The sequence below is a fragment of the Arthrobacter sp. 05T45 genome, from assembly GCF_056395875.1.
The window spans coordinates 18,989-32,913 of record NZ_JBFTKI010000009.1 but is presented as its reverse complement, the minus strand read 5'-3'; the positions used below and the strand labels follow the sequence as shown (position 1 = coordinate 32,913).

At 67.9% G+C, this 13,925-nt stretch carries 13 protein-coding genes; 9 read left to right on the top strand and 4 right to left on the bottom strand.

The genetic code is table 11. The annotated features are described in order from the left end of the window. The first annotated feature begins 5 nt into the window (after positions 1 to 5). From thrS to pdxS, 4 genes are all read left to right on the top strand, one after another. Positions 6 to 2,015, top strand: a complete 2,010-nt coding sequence (gene thrS / locus AC1DGD_RS11115) for a threonine--tRNA ligase (RefSeq protein WP_476856811.1) — start codon at positions 6 to 8, stop codon at positions 2,013 to 2,015. Between the two features lie 19 nt (positions 2,016 to 2,034). Next, the gene (locus AC1DGD_RS11110) at positions 2,035 to 2,655 is read left to right on the top strand and encodes an HIT family protein (protein WP_476849327.1); all 621 of its coding nucleotides are present in this window, start codon (positions 2,035 to 2,037) and stop codon (positions 2,653 to 2,655) included. Continuing rightward, positions 2,648 to 3,286 carry a phosphatidylinositol phosphate synthase gene (gene pgsA, locus AC1DGD_RS11105; RefSeq protein WP_223916731.1) on the top strand — a complete coding sequence of 213 codons (639 nt, stop codon included), beginning with the start codon at positions 2,648 to 2,650 and terminating at the stop codon, positions 3,284 to 3,286. Before AC1DGD_RS11110 ends, pgsA begins: the two co-directional genes overlap by 8 nt. A gap of 208 nt (positions 3,287 to 3,494) precedes the next feature. Continuing rightward, on the top strand, positions 3,495 to 4,421 hold the full coding sequence (gene pdxS, locus AC1DGD_RS11100) for a pyridoxal 5'-phosphate synthase lyase subunit PdxS (RefSeq protein WP_026266390.1): 927 nt from the start codon (positions 3,495 to 3,497) through the stop codon (positions 4,419 to 4,421). Positions 4,422 to 4,634: 213 nt separating this feature from the next. On the opposite strand, the gene AC1DGD_RS11095 is transcribed toward pdxS, so the two are convergent. Next, positions 4,635 to 6,647 (bottom strand): M3 family metallopeptidase, encoded by a 2,013-nt coding sequence (locus AC1DGD_RS11095; protein ID WP_476856810.1) that lies wholly within the window; start codon positions 6,645 to 6,647, stop codon positions 4,635 to 4,637. 82 nt (positions 6,648 to 6,729) lie between these two features. Here AC1DGD_RS11095 and AC1DGD_RS11090 point away from each other — a divergent pair, with 82 nt between their 5' ends. The 3 genes from AC1DGD_RS11090 to AC1DGD_RS11080 are packed head-to-tail and all read left to right on the top strand — an operon-like array spanning position 6,730 to position 9,737. Further along, positions 6,730 to 8,016 carry a CapA family protein gene (locus AC1DGD_RS11090; RefSeq protein ID WP_476856809.1) on the top strand — a complete coding sequence of 429 codons (1,287 nt, stop codon included), beginning with the start codon at positions 6,730 to 6,732 and terminating at the stop codon, positions 8,014 to 8,016. A gap of 11 nt (positions 8,017 to 8,027) precedes the next feature. Then, positions 8,028 to 8,891: an alpha/beta fold hydrolase gene (locus AC1DGD_RS11085; protein WP_230012000.1), complete on the top strand. Its 864-nt coding sequence runs from the start codon at positions 8,028 to 8,030 to the stop codon at positions 8,889 to 8,891. Positions 8,892 to 8,900: 9 nt separating this feature from the next. Then, a complete protein-coding gene (locus tag AC1DGD_RS11080; RefSeq protein ID WP_476856808.1) occupies positions 8,901 to 9,737 on the top strand; it encodes an alpha/beta fold hydrolase in 837 nt (278 codons plus the stop codon). Positions 9,738 to 9,771: 34 nt separating this feature from the next. On the opposite strand, the gene AC1DGD_RS11075 is transcribed toward AC1DGD_RS11080, so the two are convergent. Genes AC1DGD_RS11075 through AC1DGD_RS11065 form a run of 3 tightly spaced genes read right to left on the bottom strand, consistent with a single transcriptional unit; the run spans position 9,772 to position 12,349 of the window. Then, on the bottom strand, positions 9,772 to 10,260 hold the full coding sequence (locus AC1DGD_RS11075; protein WP_476856807.1) for a GNAT family N-acetyltransferase: 489 nt from the start codon (positions 10,258 to 10,260) through the stop codon (positions 9,772 to 9,774). Positions 10,261 to 10,265: 5 nt separating this feature from the next. Then, entirely contained in the window at positions 10,266 to 11,063 is a 798-nt protein-coding gene (locus AC1DGD_RS11070) for a type 1 glutamine amidotransferase (protein WP_476856806.1), read from the bottom strand. Then, a complete protein-coding gene (locus AC1DGD_RS11065) occupies positions 11,060 to 12,349 on the bottom strand; it encodes a MurT ligase domain-containing protein (RefSeq protein ID WP_476856805.1) in 1,290 nt (429 codons plus the stop codon). The genes AC1DGD_RS11070 and AC1DGD_RS11065 overlap by 4 nt, the downstream gene beginning before the upstream one ends. A gap of 103 nt (positions 12,350 to 12,452) precedes the next feature. On the opposite strand from AC1DGD_RS11065, the gene pdxT reads away from it, so the two are divergent. Both pdxT and AC1DGD_RS11055 read left to right on the top strand, forming a co-directional pair. After that, a complete protein-coding gene (pdxT, locus tag AC1DGD_RS11060; protein WP_476856804.1) occupies positions 12,453 to 13,154 on the top strand; it encodes a pyridoxal 5'-phosphate synthase glutaminase subunit PdxT in 702 nt (233 codons plus the stop codon). Between the two features lie 3 nt (positions 13,155 to 13,157). Further along, positions 13,158 to 13,913 (top strand): YebC/PmpR family DNA-binding transcriptional regulator, encoded by a 756-nt coding sequence (locus AC1DGD_RS11055; RefSeq protein WP_223916716.1) that lies wholly within the window; start codon positions 13,158 to 13,160, stop codon positions 13,911 to 13,913. Positions 13,914 to 13,925 lie beyond the last annotated feature (12 nt).

Here is a 13,925-nt window from a genome sequence, read left to right as displayed (position 1 = left end):
CACCCGTGTCAGATGCCCAGCAGATCACCCTTCTCGTCGACGGCGAAGAGACCAAGGTGACTACCGGGACCACCGGCGCGGAACTCTTCTTTGAGCGCCGCGACGTCGTTGTGGCCCGCGTTAACGGCGAGTTGAAGGACCTGGACCAGCCCCTTCCCGAGGACGCCGCCGTCGAGGCCGTCACCATTGATTCCCCGGACGGGCTCAACGTCCTGCGCCACTCCACGGCCCACGTCATGGCCCAGGCCGTGCAGCAGCTGCGCCCCGACGCAAAGCTCGGCATCGGCCCCTACATCACGGACGGCTTCTACTTCGACTTCGACGTCGCGGAACCGTTCACCCCGGAAGACCTCCGCCAGCTCGAAAAGATGATGCAGAAGATCATCAACCAGAACCAGAAGTTCGTGCGCCGCGTGGTGTCCGAGGACGAGGCCCGCGAGGCGATGAAGGACGAGCCCTACAAGCTCGAACTCCTGGGCAGGAAGAATGACGCCGCCGAGGCCGGAGAGGGCGTCAACGTCGAGGTCGGCGCCGGCGACATCACCATCTACGACAACGTGGACCGCAAGAGCGGGGACAGCATCTGGTGCGATCTGTGCCGCGGCCCGCACCTGCCGAACACCAAACTCATCTCCAACGCCTTCGCACTGACCCGGTCCTCGGCCGCCTACTGGCTGGGAAACCAGAGCAACCAGCAGCTGCAGCGCATCTACGGCACCGCCTGGCCCACCAAGGACGCGCTCAAGGCCTACCAGGAGCGCATTGCCGAGGCAGAGCGCCGCGACCACCGCAAACTCGGCGCGGAGCTGGACCTGTTCTCCTTCCCGGATGAGCTCGGCTCAGGCCTGCCGGTCTTCCACCCCAAGGGCGGCATTATCCGCAAGGCCATGGAGGACTACTCCCGCCAGCGTCACGTCGATGCCGGCTACGATTTCGTCTACACCCCGCACATCACCAAGGGCCACCTCTACGAAGTCTCAGGCCACCTGGACTGGTACAAGGAGGGCATGTTCCCGGCGATGCACATCGACGCGGAGCTGAACGAGGACGGCACGGTCCGCAAGCCCGGCCAGGACTACTACCTCAAGCCGATGAACTGCCCCATGCACAACCTGATCTTCCGGTCCCGCGGCCGCTCCTACCGCGAACTGCCGCTGCGGCTCTTCGAGTTCGGCTCGGTTTACCGCTACGAGAAGTCCGGCGTGGTGCACGGCCTGACCCGCGTCCGGGGCATGACCCAGGACGACGCCCACATCTACTGCACCCGCGAGCAGATGAAGGACGAGCTCACCACCACGCTGAACTTCGTCCTCGGCCTGCTCAAGGACTACGGCCTGGACGACTTCTACCTCGAGCTCTCCACCAAAAACGAAGACAAGTTCGTGGGCGACGACGCTACCTGGGACGAAGCCACCCGCACCCTCGCCGAAGTAGCCGAAGCCTCCGGGCTCGAGCTCATCCCGGATCCGGGCGGAGCCGCGTTCTACGGCCCCAAGATTTCCGTCCAGACCAAGGACGCGCTCGGCCGCACCTGGCAGATGTCCACCATCCAGCTGGACTTCAACCTGCCCGAACGCTTCGAGCTTGAGTTCCAGGCCGCCGACGGCACCCGGCAGCGGCCCGTGATGATCCACCGTGCCTTGTTCGGCTCGGTGGAGCGCTTCATGGGCGTGCTTACCGAGCACTACGCCGGTGCCTTCCCCGCCTGGCTGGCACCGGTGCAGGTGGTGGGCATCCCGGTGGCGGAAGCCTTCAACGACTACATGTTCGACGTCGTGGACCAGCTCAAGGCGGCCGGCATCCGCGCCGAGGTGGACATCTCCTCGGACCGTTTCCCGAAGAAGATCCGCACGGCCAGCAAGGACAAGATCCCGTTCGTGCTGATCGCCGGCGGGGACGATGCCGAGGCGGGTGCCGTGTCCTTCCGCTTCCGCGACGGCAGCCAGGACAACGGCGTGCCCGTGTCCGAGGCCGTACAGCGGATCGTCGACGCTGTCCGAAACCGGACCAGCTAGGCAGACGGAAGGGCAGCGCGTGCAGGAAACCACAGGGGCCGGGCCGGAGTATCCGGGCGACCACGCCGTGACGGACGACTTCAGCCTGGCCGGGGTCCCGGACGCTTTCCAGCGCCTGTGGACCCCGCACCGGATGGCGTACATCAAGGGCGGCCAGCATCAGTTCAAGAACCCGGACGACTGCCCGTTCTGCGCCGCGCCCGAGCGTGGCGATGAGGACTCCCTGATCGTCTACCGGGGAAGGACGAGCTACGTGGTGCTGAATCTCTTTCCGTACAACCCGGGCCACCTGCTGGTCTGCCCCTACCGGCACATCCCGGACTACACGGACCTCACGGTCGAGGAAACGGCGGAATTCGCCGAACTGACCCAGACGGCCATGCGGGTGCTGCGCAAAGTCGCCAACCCTTCCGGTTTCAACCTGGGCATGAACCAGGGCGTCACCGGCGGGGCGGGCATCGCCGGCCATCTGCACCAGCACGTGGTGCCGCGCTGGGGCGGTGACGGAAATTTCTTCCCCATCATTGCCCAGACAAAGGCGGTCACGCAGACCCTCGGTGAGGTCCGTCAGCAGGTCGCCGACGCATGGCCGCAGGAAATGCCCGCGCCGCAGGACACAGCGGGGGAGAAGGATGCTTAACAGGCACGCCCGGGGCTTCTTCACCGCCCTGTTTTCCCCGGTTGCCCGCTGGCTGCTGAGGATCGGGGTCTCTCCCGACGCCGTGACCGTGGTCGGCACGCTCGGCGTCGTGATCGGCGCTCTCGTGTTCTACCCGCTCGGGCAGCTCTTCTGGGGGACCGTGTTCATCACGGCGTTCATTTTCTCCGACGTTATTGACGGCATCATGGCCCGGATGCAGCACCGCGGCGGCCGGTGGGGCAATTTCCTGGACTCCACCCTTGACCGCGTGGCCGACGGCGCCCTGTTCGCCGGCGTCGCCGTCTGGTTCTTCACCGGCGGCGCCAACCCGGCCGTCGCCGTCGCCGCGATTCTCTGCCTGGTGCTCGGCATGGTGGTCTCCTATGCGCGGGCCAAAGCCGAGGCCCTGGGCTTCCACGCCAACGTGGGCATCGCCGAGCGCGCCGAGCGCCTCGTGTCCGTGCTGGTGGTCACAGGGCTCACCGGACTGGGCCTGACCCCGGTGGTGCTCTTCGTGACGCTGTGCCTTCTCGCTACAGCGAGCCTGGTGACGGTGATCCAGCGCATCGTGACAGTGCACCGCCAGTCGCTGGCGGAACCCGAAGGTACCGCCACGGAACGTCCCGCCTGACAGCGCCAGGCGGCACCCCGGCGGCCGCGCCGAATCCCTGTCCCCGCGCGAGATTCGACTGCTGTAACCCGAATTCTGCCGCGCCCCGGCCGGGGGATAGTATTAGCTTTACCGGCCAATGGATCCGGTAATCCGGTGTGTGCGAGACACGGCATGAACGTGCCGTCCGCGCCCCGGCGAGGTCATCTATCTACCCATAGGGGTTTTTGTGTCTACACCTGATGTAAGCAGCGAAGCCGGCGCGTCCGCGAAGAACGTCACGGGCAGCAGCCGCGTCAAGCGCGGCATGGCTGAGATGCTCAAGGGCGGCGTCATCATGGACGTCGTCAACGCCGAGCAGGCCCGCATCGCCGAAGACGCCGGTGCCGTGGCCGTGATGGCGCTGGAACGTGTTCCGGCCGATATCCGCGCCCAGGGCGGCGTGTCCCGCATGTCCGATCCCGACATGATCGACAAGATCATTGCGGCCGTGTCCGTGCCCGTTATGGCCAAGGCCCGGATCGGGCACTTCGTCGAGGCGCAGGTGCTGCAGTCCCTCGGCGTGGACTACATTGACGAGTCCGAGGTCCTGACCCCGGCGGACTACACCAACCACATCGACAAGTGGAACTTCACCGTTCCGTTCGTCTGCGGTGCGACCAACCTGGGCGAGGCCCTGCGCCGGATCAACGAGGGCGCGGCGATGATCCGGTCCAAGGGCGAGGCCGGCACCGGGGACGTCTCCAACGCCACCACGCACATGCGCCAGATCCGTGCCGAGATCAAGAAGCTCGCCGGCATGGCCGAGGACGAGCTCTACGTCGCGGCCAAGGAGCTGCAGGCCCCATACGAACTGGTCAAGGAAGTTGCCGCGACCGGCAAGCTCCCGGTGGTGCTGTTCACCGCCGGCGGCATCGCCACCCCGGCCGACGCCGCGATGATGATGCAGCTCGGCGCCGACGGCGTGTTTGTCGGCTCCGGCATCTTCAAGTCCGGCAACCCGGCCCAGCGGGCCGCCGCCGTCGTGAAGGCCACCACGTTCTACGACGACCCGGACGAGATCGCCAAGGCCTCCCGCGGCCTGGGCGAGGCCATGGTCGGCATCAACGTCGACGAGATCCCGCAGCCGCACCGCCTCGCCGAGCGCGGCTGGTAACGTTCGCGCCTTTGGCGGCGCCGGACGGCGCTGATCCTCTGCGTGCTATTCCCCGCGCCCTGTTGGCAGCTGAGCGGTTGCCCGGGGCGCGGGGCCCCTTTTACGCACGCTGCCGGATCACGCCGCCCTTCGCCTTGCGCTTCTGATTGAACGACGACGCCGGGCGGTCACCTTCTTAGGTGACCGCCCGGCGTCGTTTGCGTTCTGCGGGGGTTAGTCGAGGCCGCGGCGCTTCAGCAGCGGCCCGAGATCCGAGTCCCGGCCGCGGAAGGCGCGGAAGGACTCCAGCGGGTCCCGGCTGTTGCCGCGGGAAAGCAGTTCGGCGCGGAAGAAATTGCCGTTCGCGCGGCTGAGTCCGCCGTTTTCCTTGAACCATTCCACGGTGTCAGCGTCCAGGACCTCGCTCCAGATGTAGGAGTAGTAGCCGGCGGCATACCAGCCTCCCGCGAAGATGTGCTGGAAGTAGCCGGTCCGGTAGCGCGGCGGGATCAGGCTGTGCGCCACGCCGGCCGCGGCCAGCGCCTTCGCTTCAAACTCGACGGCGTCATCCGGGATGTCGGAGCCATCCAGGACATGCCACGCCAGGTCCAGCAGGGCAGCGCCGAGGTATTCCGTGGTGCCGAAGCCTTCGCCCCAGAGCTGGGCGGCGTTGAGCTTGTCCACGGTCTCCTGCGGCAGGGGTTCGCCGGTGGCGTGGTGCCGGGCATAGTTGGCCAGGACTTCGGGCCACATGATCCACATTTCGTTGACCTGCGAAGGGTATTCCACGAAGTCCCGCGGCACGTTCGTGCCGGAGAACCGGGGATAGGTGACGGCGGAAAACAGGCCGTGCAGGGCGTGGCCGAACTCGTGGAAGGTGGTGCGGAGCTCGTCCAGCGTCAGCAGGGTGGGCTCGCCGGCCGGCGGCTTGGAGATGTTGAGGTTGTTGATCACCACAGGTCGGGTGTTCAAGAGCCCTGACTGCTCCACGAGGGAATTCATCCACGCGCCCCCGCGCTTCGTCTCCCGCGTGTAGTAGTCGCCCAGGAAAAGGCCCAGGTCCGTGCCGTCGGAATTCTTAACCTCCCAGACGCGCACGTCCGGGTGGTAGCCGGCGAGGTCGGCGCGTTCGTTGAAGGTGACGCCGTACAGGGCGTTTGCCGCGAAGAACACGCCATCATTCAAAACCCGGTCCAGCTCGAAGTAGGGGCGCAGGGCCTGTTCGTCCACGGCATACCGCTCCCGCTTGACCTTGGCAGAGTAATACGCCCAGTCCCAGGCCTCGAGGGGGTGGCCGGCGGTCCCGGCCAGCGCCTCGGCCTCTGCGTCGGCATTGCGGACGGCTGCGGGGGCCAGCCGGCTCATCATTGCCTGGACGGCCTGGAAGTCCGGTGCCGTCTGCCGGTCCACGCTGAGTTCGGCGAAGTTCGCGAACCCGAGAAGGCTGCCCTTCTCGGCGCGGAGCCGGACCATGTCCTTGACCAGGTCGAGCACATCGAAGCTTCCGCCGTCGCTGCCGCGGCCGATGGAGGCCTCGTAGAGGCGACGGCGGATTTCCCGGTTCGCCAGCGCGGCCATGGCAGGCTGGTTGCTCGGCTGGATCAGGGTCAGCAGGAACTTTCCCTCGTGCCCGGCGGTCCGGGCGGCCTCGGCGGCGCTGGCGACGTCGTCGGCGGGCAGGCCCGCGAGGTCGGCGGCGTCATCCAGCAGCAGGGCAGCGGACTTCATGCCCTCCTTGACGCGCTGCCCGAACTCGGTGCCGAGCCGGGAAAGCTCGGCGTTGACGTCCCTGAGGCGCTCCTGGCCGGCGTCGTCGAGCTGGATGCCGGAGGCCCGGAACTCCTTGAGGTATTCCTCCACGAGCCGGGCGGACTCCGCGTCCAGGACCGTTGCGTCCAGCGCCGCGAAGCGCTCGTAGAGCCCGCGGTTGAGGTAGACGGCGTCCTGGTGGGCGGCGAAGAGCGGGGACAGGCGGGTCTCGAGGTCGCGGATGGTGTCCGAGGCGTCTGCGGACACCAGCGTGAAGAAGGACGCGGCGGCCCGGTCCAGGAGCCGGCCGGAGCGTTCCATGGCGAGGGCCGTGTTTTCGAAGGTCGGGGCCGCCGGGGTGTCCACGATGGCCTGGATTTCGGCAAGGTGCTCGGCCAGGCCGGCCTCGACGGCCTCGGCGTAGTGCGCGTCGTCGATATCCGCAAACGGCGGCAGTCCATAGGGCAGGGTGCTGGGGCTCAGGAGGGGATTGGTCATGAAATGACTCTTTCATGCAGGCGGCCGCTTCTCAACGATCGGCTCCGTGTGTTGTGATGCCGCCCACCATAGGATGAGCGGCATGGAGAACACGACCGCGAGGCCGCGGGGCCGGATCCTGACCGCAGCAACGGCCGTTGTTCTCGGGTCGATGCTGGCATCCTGCGGACTCCTCGCCGGGCCGGATAAGCCCCCGGGTCCCACGGCCGGCGGTACCGGGGGAACGTCCGACGTTACCCAGCCGCCGTCGGGCACCCCGACTCCGACTCCGACCCCGACTCCGACCCCGACGCCGACGCCGACGCCGACGCCCGGGAAGGGGCCAGGCTGTGCGGCCGCCCGGTGCGCCTCCGTCCTCGTCACCGGGGACATGCTGGTCCACCCCCAGCTCTGGCAGCAGGCCCGCGAGGACGCCCGCGCCGCCGGCGCGACGGGGCTGGACTTCGGGCCGCTGCTGGAGGGCCAGCGGCGCTACATCGAGCAGAGCGACGTGGCGATTTGCCATCTGGAGACCCCGGTGGCCGGCCCGGACGGACCATTCTCCGGGTATCCCTCCTTCAACGTTCCGCCGCAGATCATCACCGCCGTGCGCGGCGTGGGCTATCAGGCCTGCACGACCGCCAGCAATCACACCGTTGACCGCGGCACCGCGGGACTCGTCCGTACCCTGGACGCCCTCGACGCCGCCGGACTCCGGCACACGGGCTCGTACCGGACCGAGGCAGAGTCCCAGGGCATCCAGATCCTGCAGACCGCCGCGGCCAAAATCGCCGTCATTGATGCCGCATATGGCCTCAACGGGCTGCGCGCCGAGCAGCCCTGGCAGGTCGACCTGCTCGATCCCGACGCCATGATTTCCAAAGCACGCAAGGCCAGGGCTTTGGGCGCGGACATTGTGCTGGGGGTCATGCACGCCGGGGAGGAGTACTCAGCCGAGCCCAACACCCAGCAGCGCGACGTCGCCCATGCGCTCGTGGACAGCGGCCTGTTCAGCCTGATCTACGGCCACCACAGCCATTCGGTGCTGCCGATCGAAAAGTACAAGGGAACCTGGATTGTGTATGGGCTCGGCAACGGCATCACCGAGCTCTCGCCGTCGTTCGTGGTCAACAACGAGGGCCTGTTGGTCCGGGTGCAGTTCAGCCAGGACGCGTCCGGGTCCTGGGCCGCCTCGGACCTGGCCTGGGCACCGTCGGTGATGGTCCGCGGACCCTACCGCTGGTGTTCGGTGGCGGCCGACGCGCCGCAGGGCCGTTGCGCCGGAACGGCGGCGGACGCAGCCACGCGCCGGCGCACCGCGGCCGTGCTGGAGTCGATGGGCGCCGCGGCGGCGGGCGCCCATGAGCTTATTCTCACCCCGGGGTCCTAAGCTTGGGCAGCATGGAGATGATCAACGAACGGCGGAGCACCGTCGCGTCCAGCGGGGCTGAGCTTGCAGTGTTCGAGTATGGCAGGGAGCCGGGACCGGAAGTGCCGACGCTGCTGCTGGTACACGGCTATCCGGACGATCATCAGGTCTTCCTGCCGGCCATCCGTGATCTGGCCCGAAGCCACCACGTGGTCGCCTACGACACCCGGAACGCGGGCGCGTCCGCCGTCGTCGGCCTCCCCGGGGACTTCACCCTGAAGACGCTCGTGGATGACATGTTCGCCGTGCTGGCCGCCGTCGGCGCCACGGACGTCCATCTTGTGGGCCATGACTGGGGCTCGATCCAGGGCTGGGCCGCCGTCCAGGACCCCAGGGCCGCGGGCCTGATCGGCCGGTACACGTCCATCTCGGGCCCGGACCTGCGGCACTTCGCCCGCTGGGTGCGGAGCCGGTATGCACGTCCCCGGGCGTGGCCGCAGCTGGCCGGACAATTGGCCCGCAGCTGGTACATCGCCGCGTTCCTTGTGCCGAAGCTGCCGGAGGCCGCCTGGCGCCTCTTCCTCACCAAACGCTACGGGCAGATGGCCAAGCGCGACGTCGGCGATGATCCCATCCGCGGCCTGGCTCTTTACCGCGCAAATTTCTTCTCGGCGGTGAACTGGCCGGCCGGCGGCCGCGTGACGCTGCCCGTCCAGGTGGTGGTGCCGCTGAAGGATTCCTTCCTGTCGCCGGACCTCGTGGAGGGACTGGATTCCTGGGTGGATGACCTCACGGTGATCCGGGTGGACAGCGGCCACTGGTGGCCGGCATCCCGGCCGGCGGAGTTCGCGGAGCTGCTGCGGCAGCCGCAGCCGACGACGCCGATAACACCGTAGGCCGGCGCCATGGCCCGGGCAAACCGGCGGGATCGGGAATCCCGGAGCGGGACGTTCAGCAACGGGATGGAATACCTGACGTGGGGCCGGGGCCCGAAGACGCTCTTGTTCGTCCAGGGCGGACCGGGGAGCTTCGTGCCCCAGGGGGTGCTGCGCGGACTGTTCCGGCGGGAGTTTGCCGCCTATCAGGAGGCCGGGTACGCCATCTGGATTGTCACCCGCCGGCGGAACATGCCGGCGTCGCACACCAGCGCCGACATGGCGGACGACTACGCCCAGCTGATCGCCGAGGAGTTCGGCGGCCGGGTCGGCCTGGTGGTGGCCGAGTCATTCGGCGGGATGATCGGGCAGTACCTGGCCGCCCGCCATCCCGAGTCCTTCGGGCACATCGCGATGGTGGTCACGGCGGCCGAACTGAGCGCCTGGGGCAAAGACGTGGACGAGCGGATGGCCGCCGCCGTCGCTGCCGGAGACCCAGGCCGCGCCGGGACGGTCCTGGCCGAGTACCTCTTACCGGGGCCGCGGACCCGCTGGCTGCGGGAACTGCTGGGACCTGTCGTCGGCCGGCGCGTGCTGGACCCCTCCGGATGCCCCGCCGCGGACGTCCTGACGGAGGCGCGGGCCGAGTTCGCGTTTGATGCGCGGGCGGTACTGCCGCTCATTCGTCCGCCCGTCCTGCTGCTCTGCGGCGGCCGGGACGCGTTCTTCCCGAGGACGGTTGCGGAGGAGACCGCGCAATTGATTCCAGACTGCACCCTGATCGTCTACGAGCGATGGGGCCATATCCGGGCAGGATCGAGCCGGCGGGTGCCGCGCGATGTCCTGGCTTTCGTCCGGAGCCGATGACGGCAGGCGGGGCCCATGGAAGGCTGCCGGGCAGCTACCCGGCGTCCAGGAGCAGGGACATGAAGACGCTGTTGGGGTCGGCTTCGTAGCCGGCAAACGGCGGGCAGTTCGTGAAGCCGTGCCGCTCGTACAGCCGCCGCGCGGGGGCGAAGAACTCCTGGCTCCCCGTCTCCAGGAACAAGCGTTCGTAGCCGCTGTGCCGGGCCTCGGCCAGGAGGTGGCGGAGCAGCGCCGACGCAACGCCGCGCCCGCGGGCTGCATTCGCGGTGCGCATTGACTTGATCTCGGCGTCGCCGGGAGCCAGGTGTTTCAGTGCCGCGCAGCCCAGGAGCCGGGAGTCCTGCCGGGCGGTCCAGAAGCTGATGCCGGGTCCGGCCAGGGCGGCAGGATCAAGGGCGTGGACGCTTTCCGGCGGGGAGGTCGCGTACATGTCGGCGAGGTGTTCGCCCAGGAGCCGCAGGACGTCCTCGCGTTCCGGGGTGTCGCGCCCAATCCGGACCGTGCCGCCCTCGGCGCCTGCCACCTGGGTCAGCGGGGCCGGCGGGCGGCGTGTTCCCGCGCCAGCACCGCGTAGGAGTCATCCGGCGTGCCTGGGGTGAAGCTGCCGTATTTGCGTTCGACGGCGGTCCGGATCAGGAAATCCGCGAGAGCCGGGTTCTTGGGCAGCAGCGAGCCGTGCAGGTAGCTCGCCACGATGTTGCGGTAGCGGGCTCCCTCCTGGCCGTCCGTGCTGTTGTTGCCGGTACCTTTGGCCGTCGTCCCGAGCGGTTCGACGCCCGGTCCCAGTGTGGTCTGGCCGCTGTGGTTTTCGTAGCCGAGGATGTTGCCGAATTCGGGGGAGGAGACCGTGACGTTGCCGATCAGGCGCTCGTCGGTGCCGTGGGTTTCCACGTCCAGGATGCCGATGCCCGGAAGGACCGACCCGAGCCGGGTCTTGAAGAATTTCCCGAAGAGCTGGTACAGCCCGCAGATCACGAGCATCGGGGTGCCCTCGTCGGCCATCTGCTTCAGGGTGGACTCGCGCGAGAGGAGGTCGTCCTGGATGACGAGCTGTCCGCTGTCCTGTCCGCCGCCACCGACAATCAGGTCCACATCTGCCGGGAACGGGTCACCAACGTTGTACTCGAGCAGTTCCGGCGTGTAGCCGTGCCAGCGCAGGCGCTGCGCGAGGACCAGGGCGTTGCCCCAGTCGCCGTAAATGTTCATGTCCCGCGGGTAGAGCTGCAGGACCCGGATGGTTCCCTTGCTGGGGGCCGCGGAATCTTCGGGCGGAAGTTCGTGCCCGAAGGACAGCTCGTGCGGCGTTTCGGGGGACCCGGGGGTCATGAGACCACCTCCACTGTGGTGATTTTGGACAGCTCGCGGCGGATGGCCAGCATGGCCGTGTAGGTGCAGAAGATCCTCTTCGGCTTGCCCTCGCCGCCGCGGATGAACGCTGCCAGTGCCGGCGCAATGTCCGTGTCGACGGCGCCGATCGCGACGTCGTCGTACTGCAGCCGCAGCGCCATGTCATACGCGCGGGAGCCCGTGAGCTGGTCCACGCCGCCGTCGCGGAGCGTGTCGAATTCGACGTCCCACAGCCAGGACATGTCCCGGCCGTCGGCGTAGTTGTCGTTGATCGCGATCATCGTGGCGTACCCGGCGGCGGGGAACGATTTGAGGCCGAGCCGGAAACCGCTGGGGTTCTTGACCAGGACCAGTTCCAGCGGCAGGCCATCGACCACGAGGCTTTCGCCGCGGCCGAACGCCGGCGCCACCTTGGACAGCGCCGTGAGCAGGCCGGCCTGGTCGGTCCCGGTGCCGCGGGCGCCGGAGACGCCGCGGGCCAGGGTCAGCGCGGCGGCGGCATTGAAGATGTTGTAGACGCCGCGCAGTTTCATCCCCGTGGTGACCGTCGCGCCGTCGTACTCGAAATCGGCGTCGTCGGCGCCCACGCGGCGCAACACGACGTCGGCGGCGGGCCGGGCGGGGGCGGCCGGCACCGGGCTGCCCGGGGCGGCGCGCATGTCGTCGTCGTTGGGGAAGGTGCTCAGCAGCGAATCGTCGAGCCCGAAGTAGAGCACCTCCGGCCCGTCCAGGGTCTGGGCGATCCGGGCGACGCGCGGGTCTTCCCGGTTCAGGACCACGGTCCCGGTGGTCTTGGACGCGATGTGCTGGAGCAGTTCGGCGGTCTTGTCGATCTCGCCGAACCGGTCCAGCTGGTCGCGGAGGACATTGAGCAGGAGGCTGTACTGCGGCGGGACCTTGTTGACGAAGTGGACGGCATGCGCCTCATCCAGTTCCAGGACCGCGACGTCGGCATCGAGCCGGCCCCGCCAGTCGACCTCGCCCAGGAGGGCCGCGGCCACGCCGCGGGTGAAGTTGCTGCCGGTGCGGTTGGTGAAGACTTTCAGTCCCTGGCTTTCGAGCAGTTCCACGACCATCTTGGTGGTGGTGGTCTTCCCGTTCGTGCCACTGACGACGGCGACCCCCAGCGGCAGCGTGGACAGCGTCCGCCGCATGAAATCGGGGTCGATTTTTTCGACCACAAGCCCGGGGAGGGCCGAGCCTCCGCCCCTGAGCCGGGAGACCCGGCGGACGAACTTGCCGAGCGGAACGCTGAAGTAAAGCATGCTCTGTAATATATCCCAGCAGCGGCATGGAACCCGGACGCCCGGTGCCGTTGCATGCGTCTTCCATGCGTGCCGTGCAGGCGCAGAGCATTATGCTGTGGGGATGACCACCCCCTCTTTTTCCCCTGAATCCCGCGTGGGAACGGGGCTCCGGATCGGCGTCCTGGCGCTGCAGGGCGATTTCCGGGAGCATCTGCATGCCGTGGAAGCCGCCGGCGCCGCCGGCGTCGGGATCCGGCGTCCCGCCGAACTCGACGGCCTGGACGGGCTCATCATCCCCGGCGGCGAATCGACCACGATCGACAAGCTCTCCCGGATCTTCGGGCTCCGGGATCCGCTGCGCGAACGCATCCAGGCCGGCCTGCCCGTTTACGGCTCGTGCGCCGGGATGATCCTGCTGGCGGACGAAATCGCCGACCCGGCCAAGGACCTGGCCGGAAACCCGCAGCAGACGTTCGGCGGACTCGACATCACCGTGCGCCGCAACGCCTTCGGCCGGCAGCGCGAGTCCTTCGAGACGGACCTGGACTTCATGGGGTTAGGGTTCAGCGCCGCGGGCGGGGCAGTGGCCCCGGTCCACGCCGTCTTTATCCGCGGGCCCTGGGTGGAGCGCGTCGGCGACGGCGTCGAAGTCCTTGCTCAGGTGGAACCGTCCAAAGCCGGCCACCCCGAATCCCTGGACGGGACGGCTAGAATTGTTGCAGTGCGTTCCGGCAAGCTGCTGGCCACCTCCTTCCACCCGGAAGTGACGGGGGAGAAGCGCGTGCATGAACTGTTTATTCGAATGATCAGAGGAGAAGCGTAAAGCATGTCAGGCCACTCCAAATGGGCGACGACCAAGCATAAGAAGGCCATCCTTGACAGCCGCCGGGCCAAGTCGTTCGCCAAGCTGATCAAGAACATCGAAGTCGCCGCGCGCATGGGCGGCCCCGACCTCTCCGGCAACCCCAGCTTGGAACTGGCCGTCACCAAGGCGAAAAAGACGTCGGTGCCCGCTGACAATATCGACCGCGCCATCAAGCGCGGCGCCGGGCTCACCGGCGAGGTCGTCGATTACACCGAAATCATGTACGAGTGCCGCGGCCCGCAGGGTTCCGCGCTGCTGATCGAGTGCCTCACGGACAACAAGAACCGTGCCGCCTCCGAGGTCCGGCTCGCCATCTCCCGCAACGGCGGCACGATCGCCGATCCCGGCTCCGTCAGCTACCTCTTCTCCCGCAAGGGCGTCGTCTCGCTGCCGAAGAACGGCCTGGCCGAGGACGACGTCCTGATGGCCGTGCTGGATGCCGGGGCCGAGGAAGTCAAGGACAACGGCGACAGCTTCGAGATCCACTCCGAGCCGACCGACCTCCAGGCCATCCGCGATGCCCTCACGGAAGCCGGCATTGAGTACGACACCGACGAGGCCGAGTTTGTGCCGTCCATGCAGGTGCCGCTGGACCTTGATGCCGCCAAGAAGTTCATGAAGCTGGTGGACGCCCTGGAAGAGCTCGACGACGTCCAGAACGTGTACAGCAACGCCGACCTCAGCGACGAAGTGCAGGCCGCACTGGAAGCCGAGTGACCCGCTCACCCA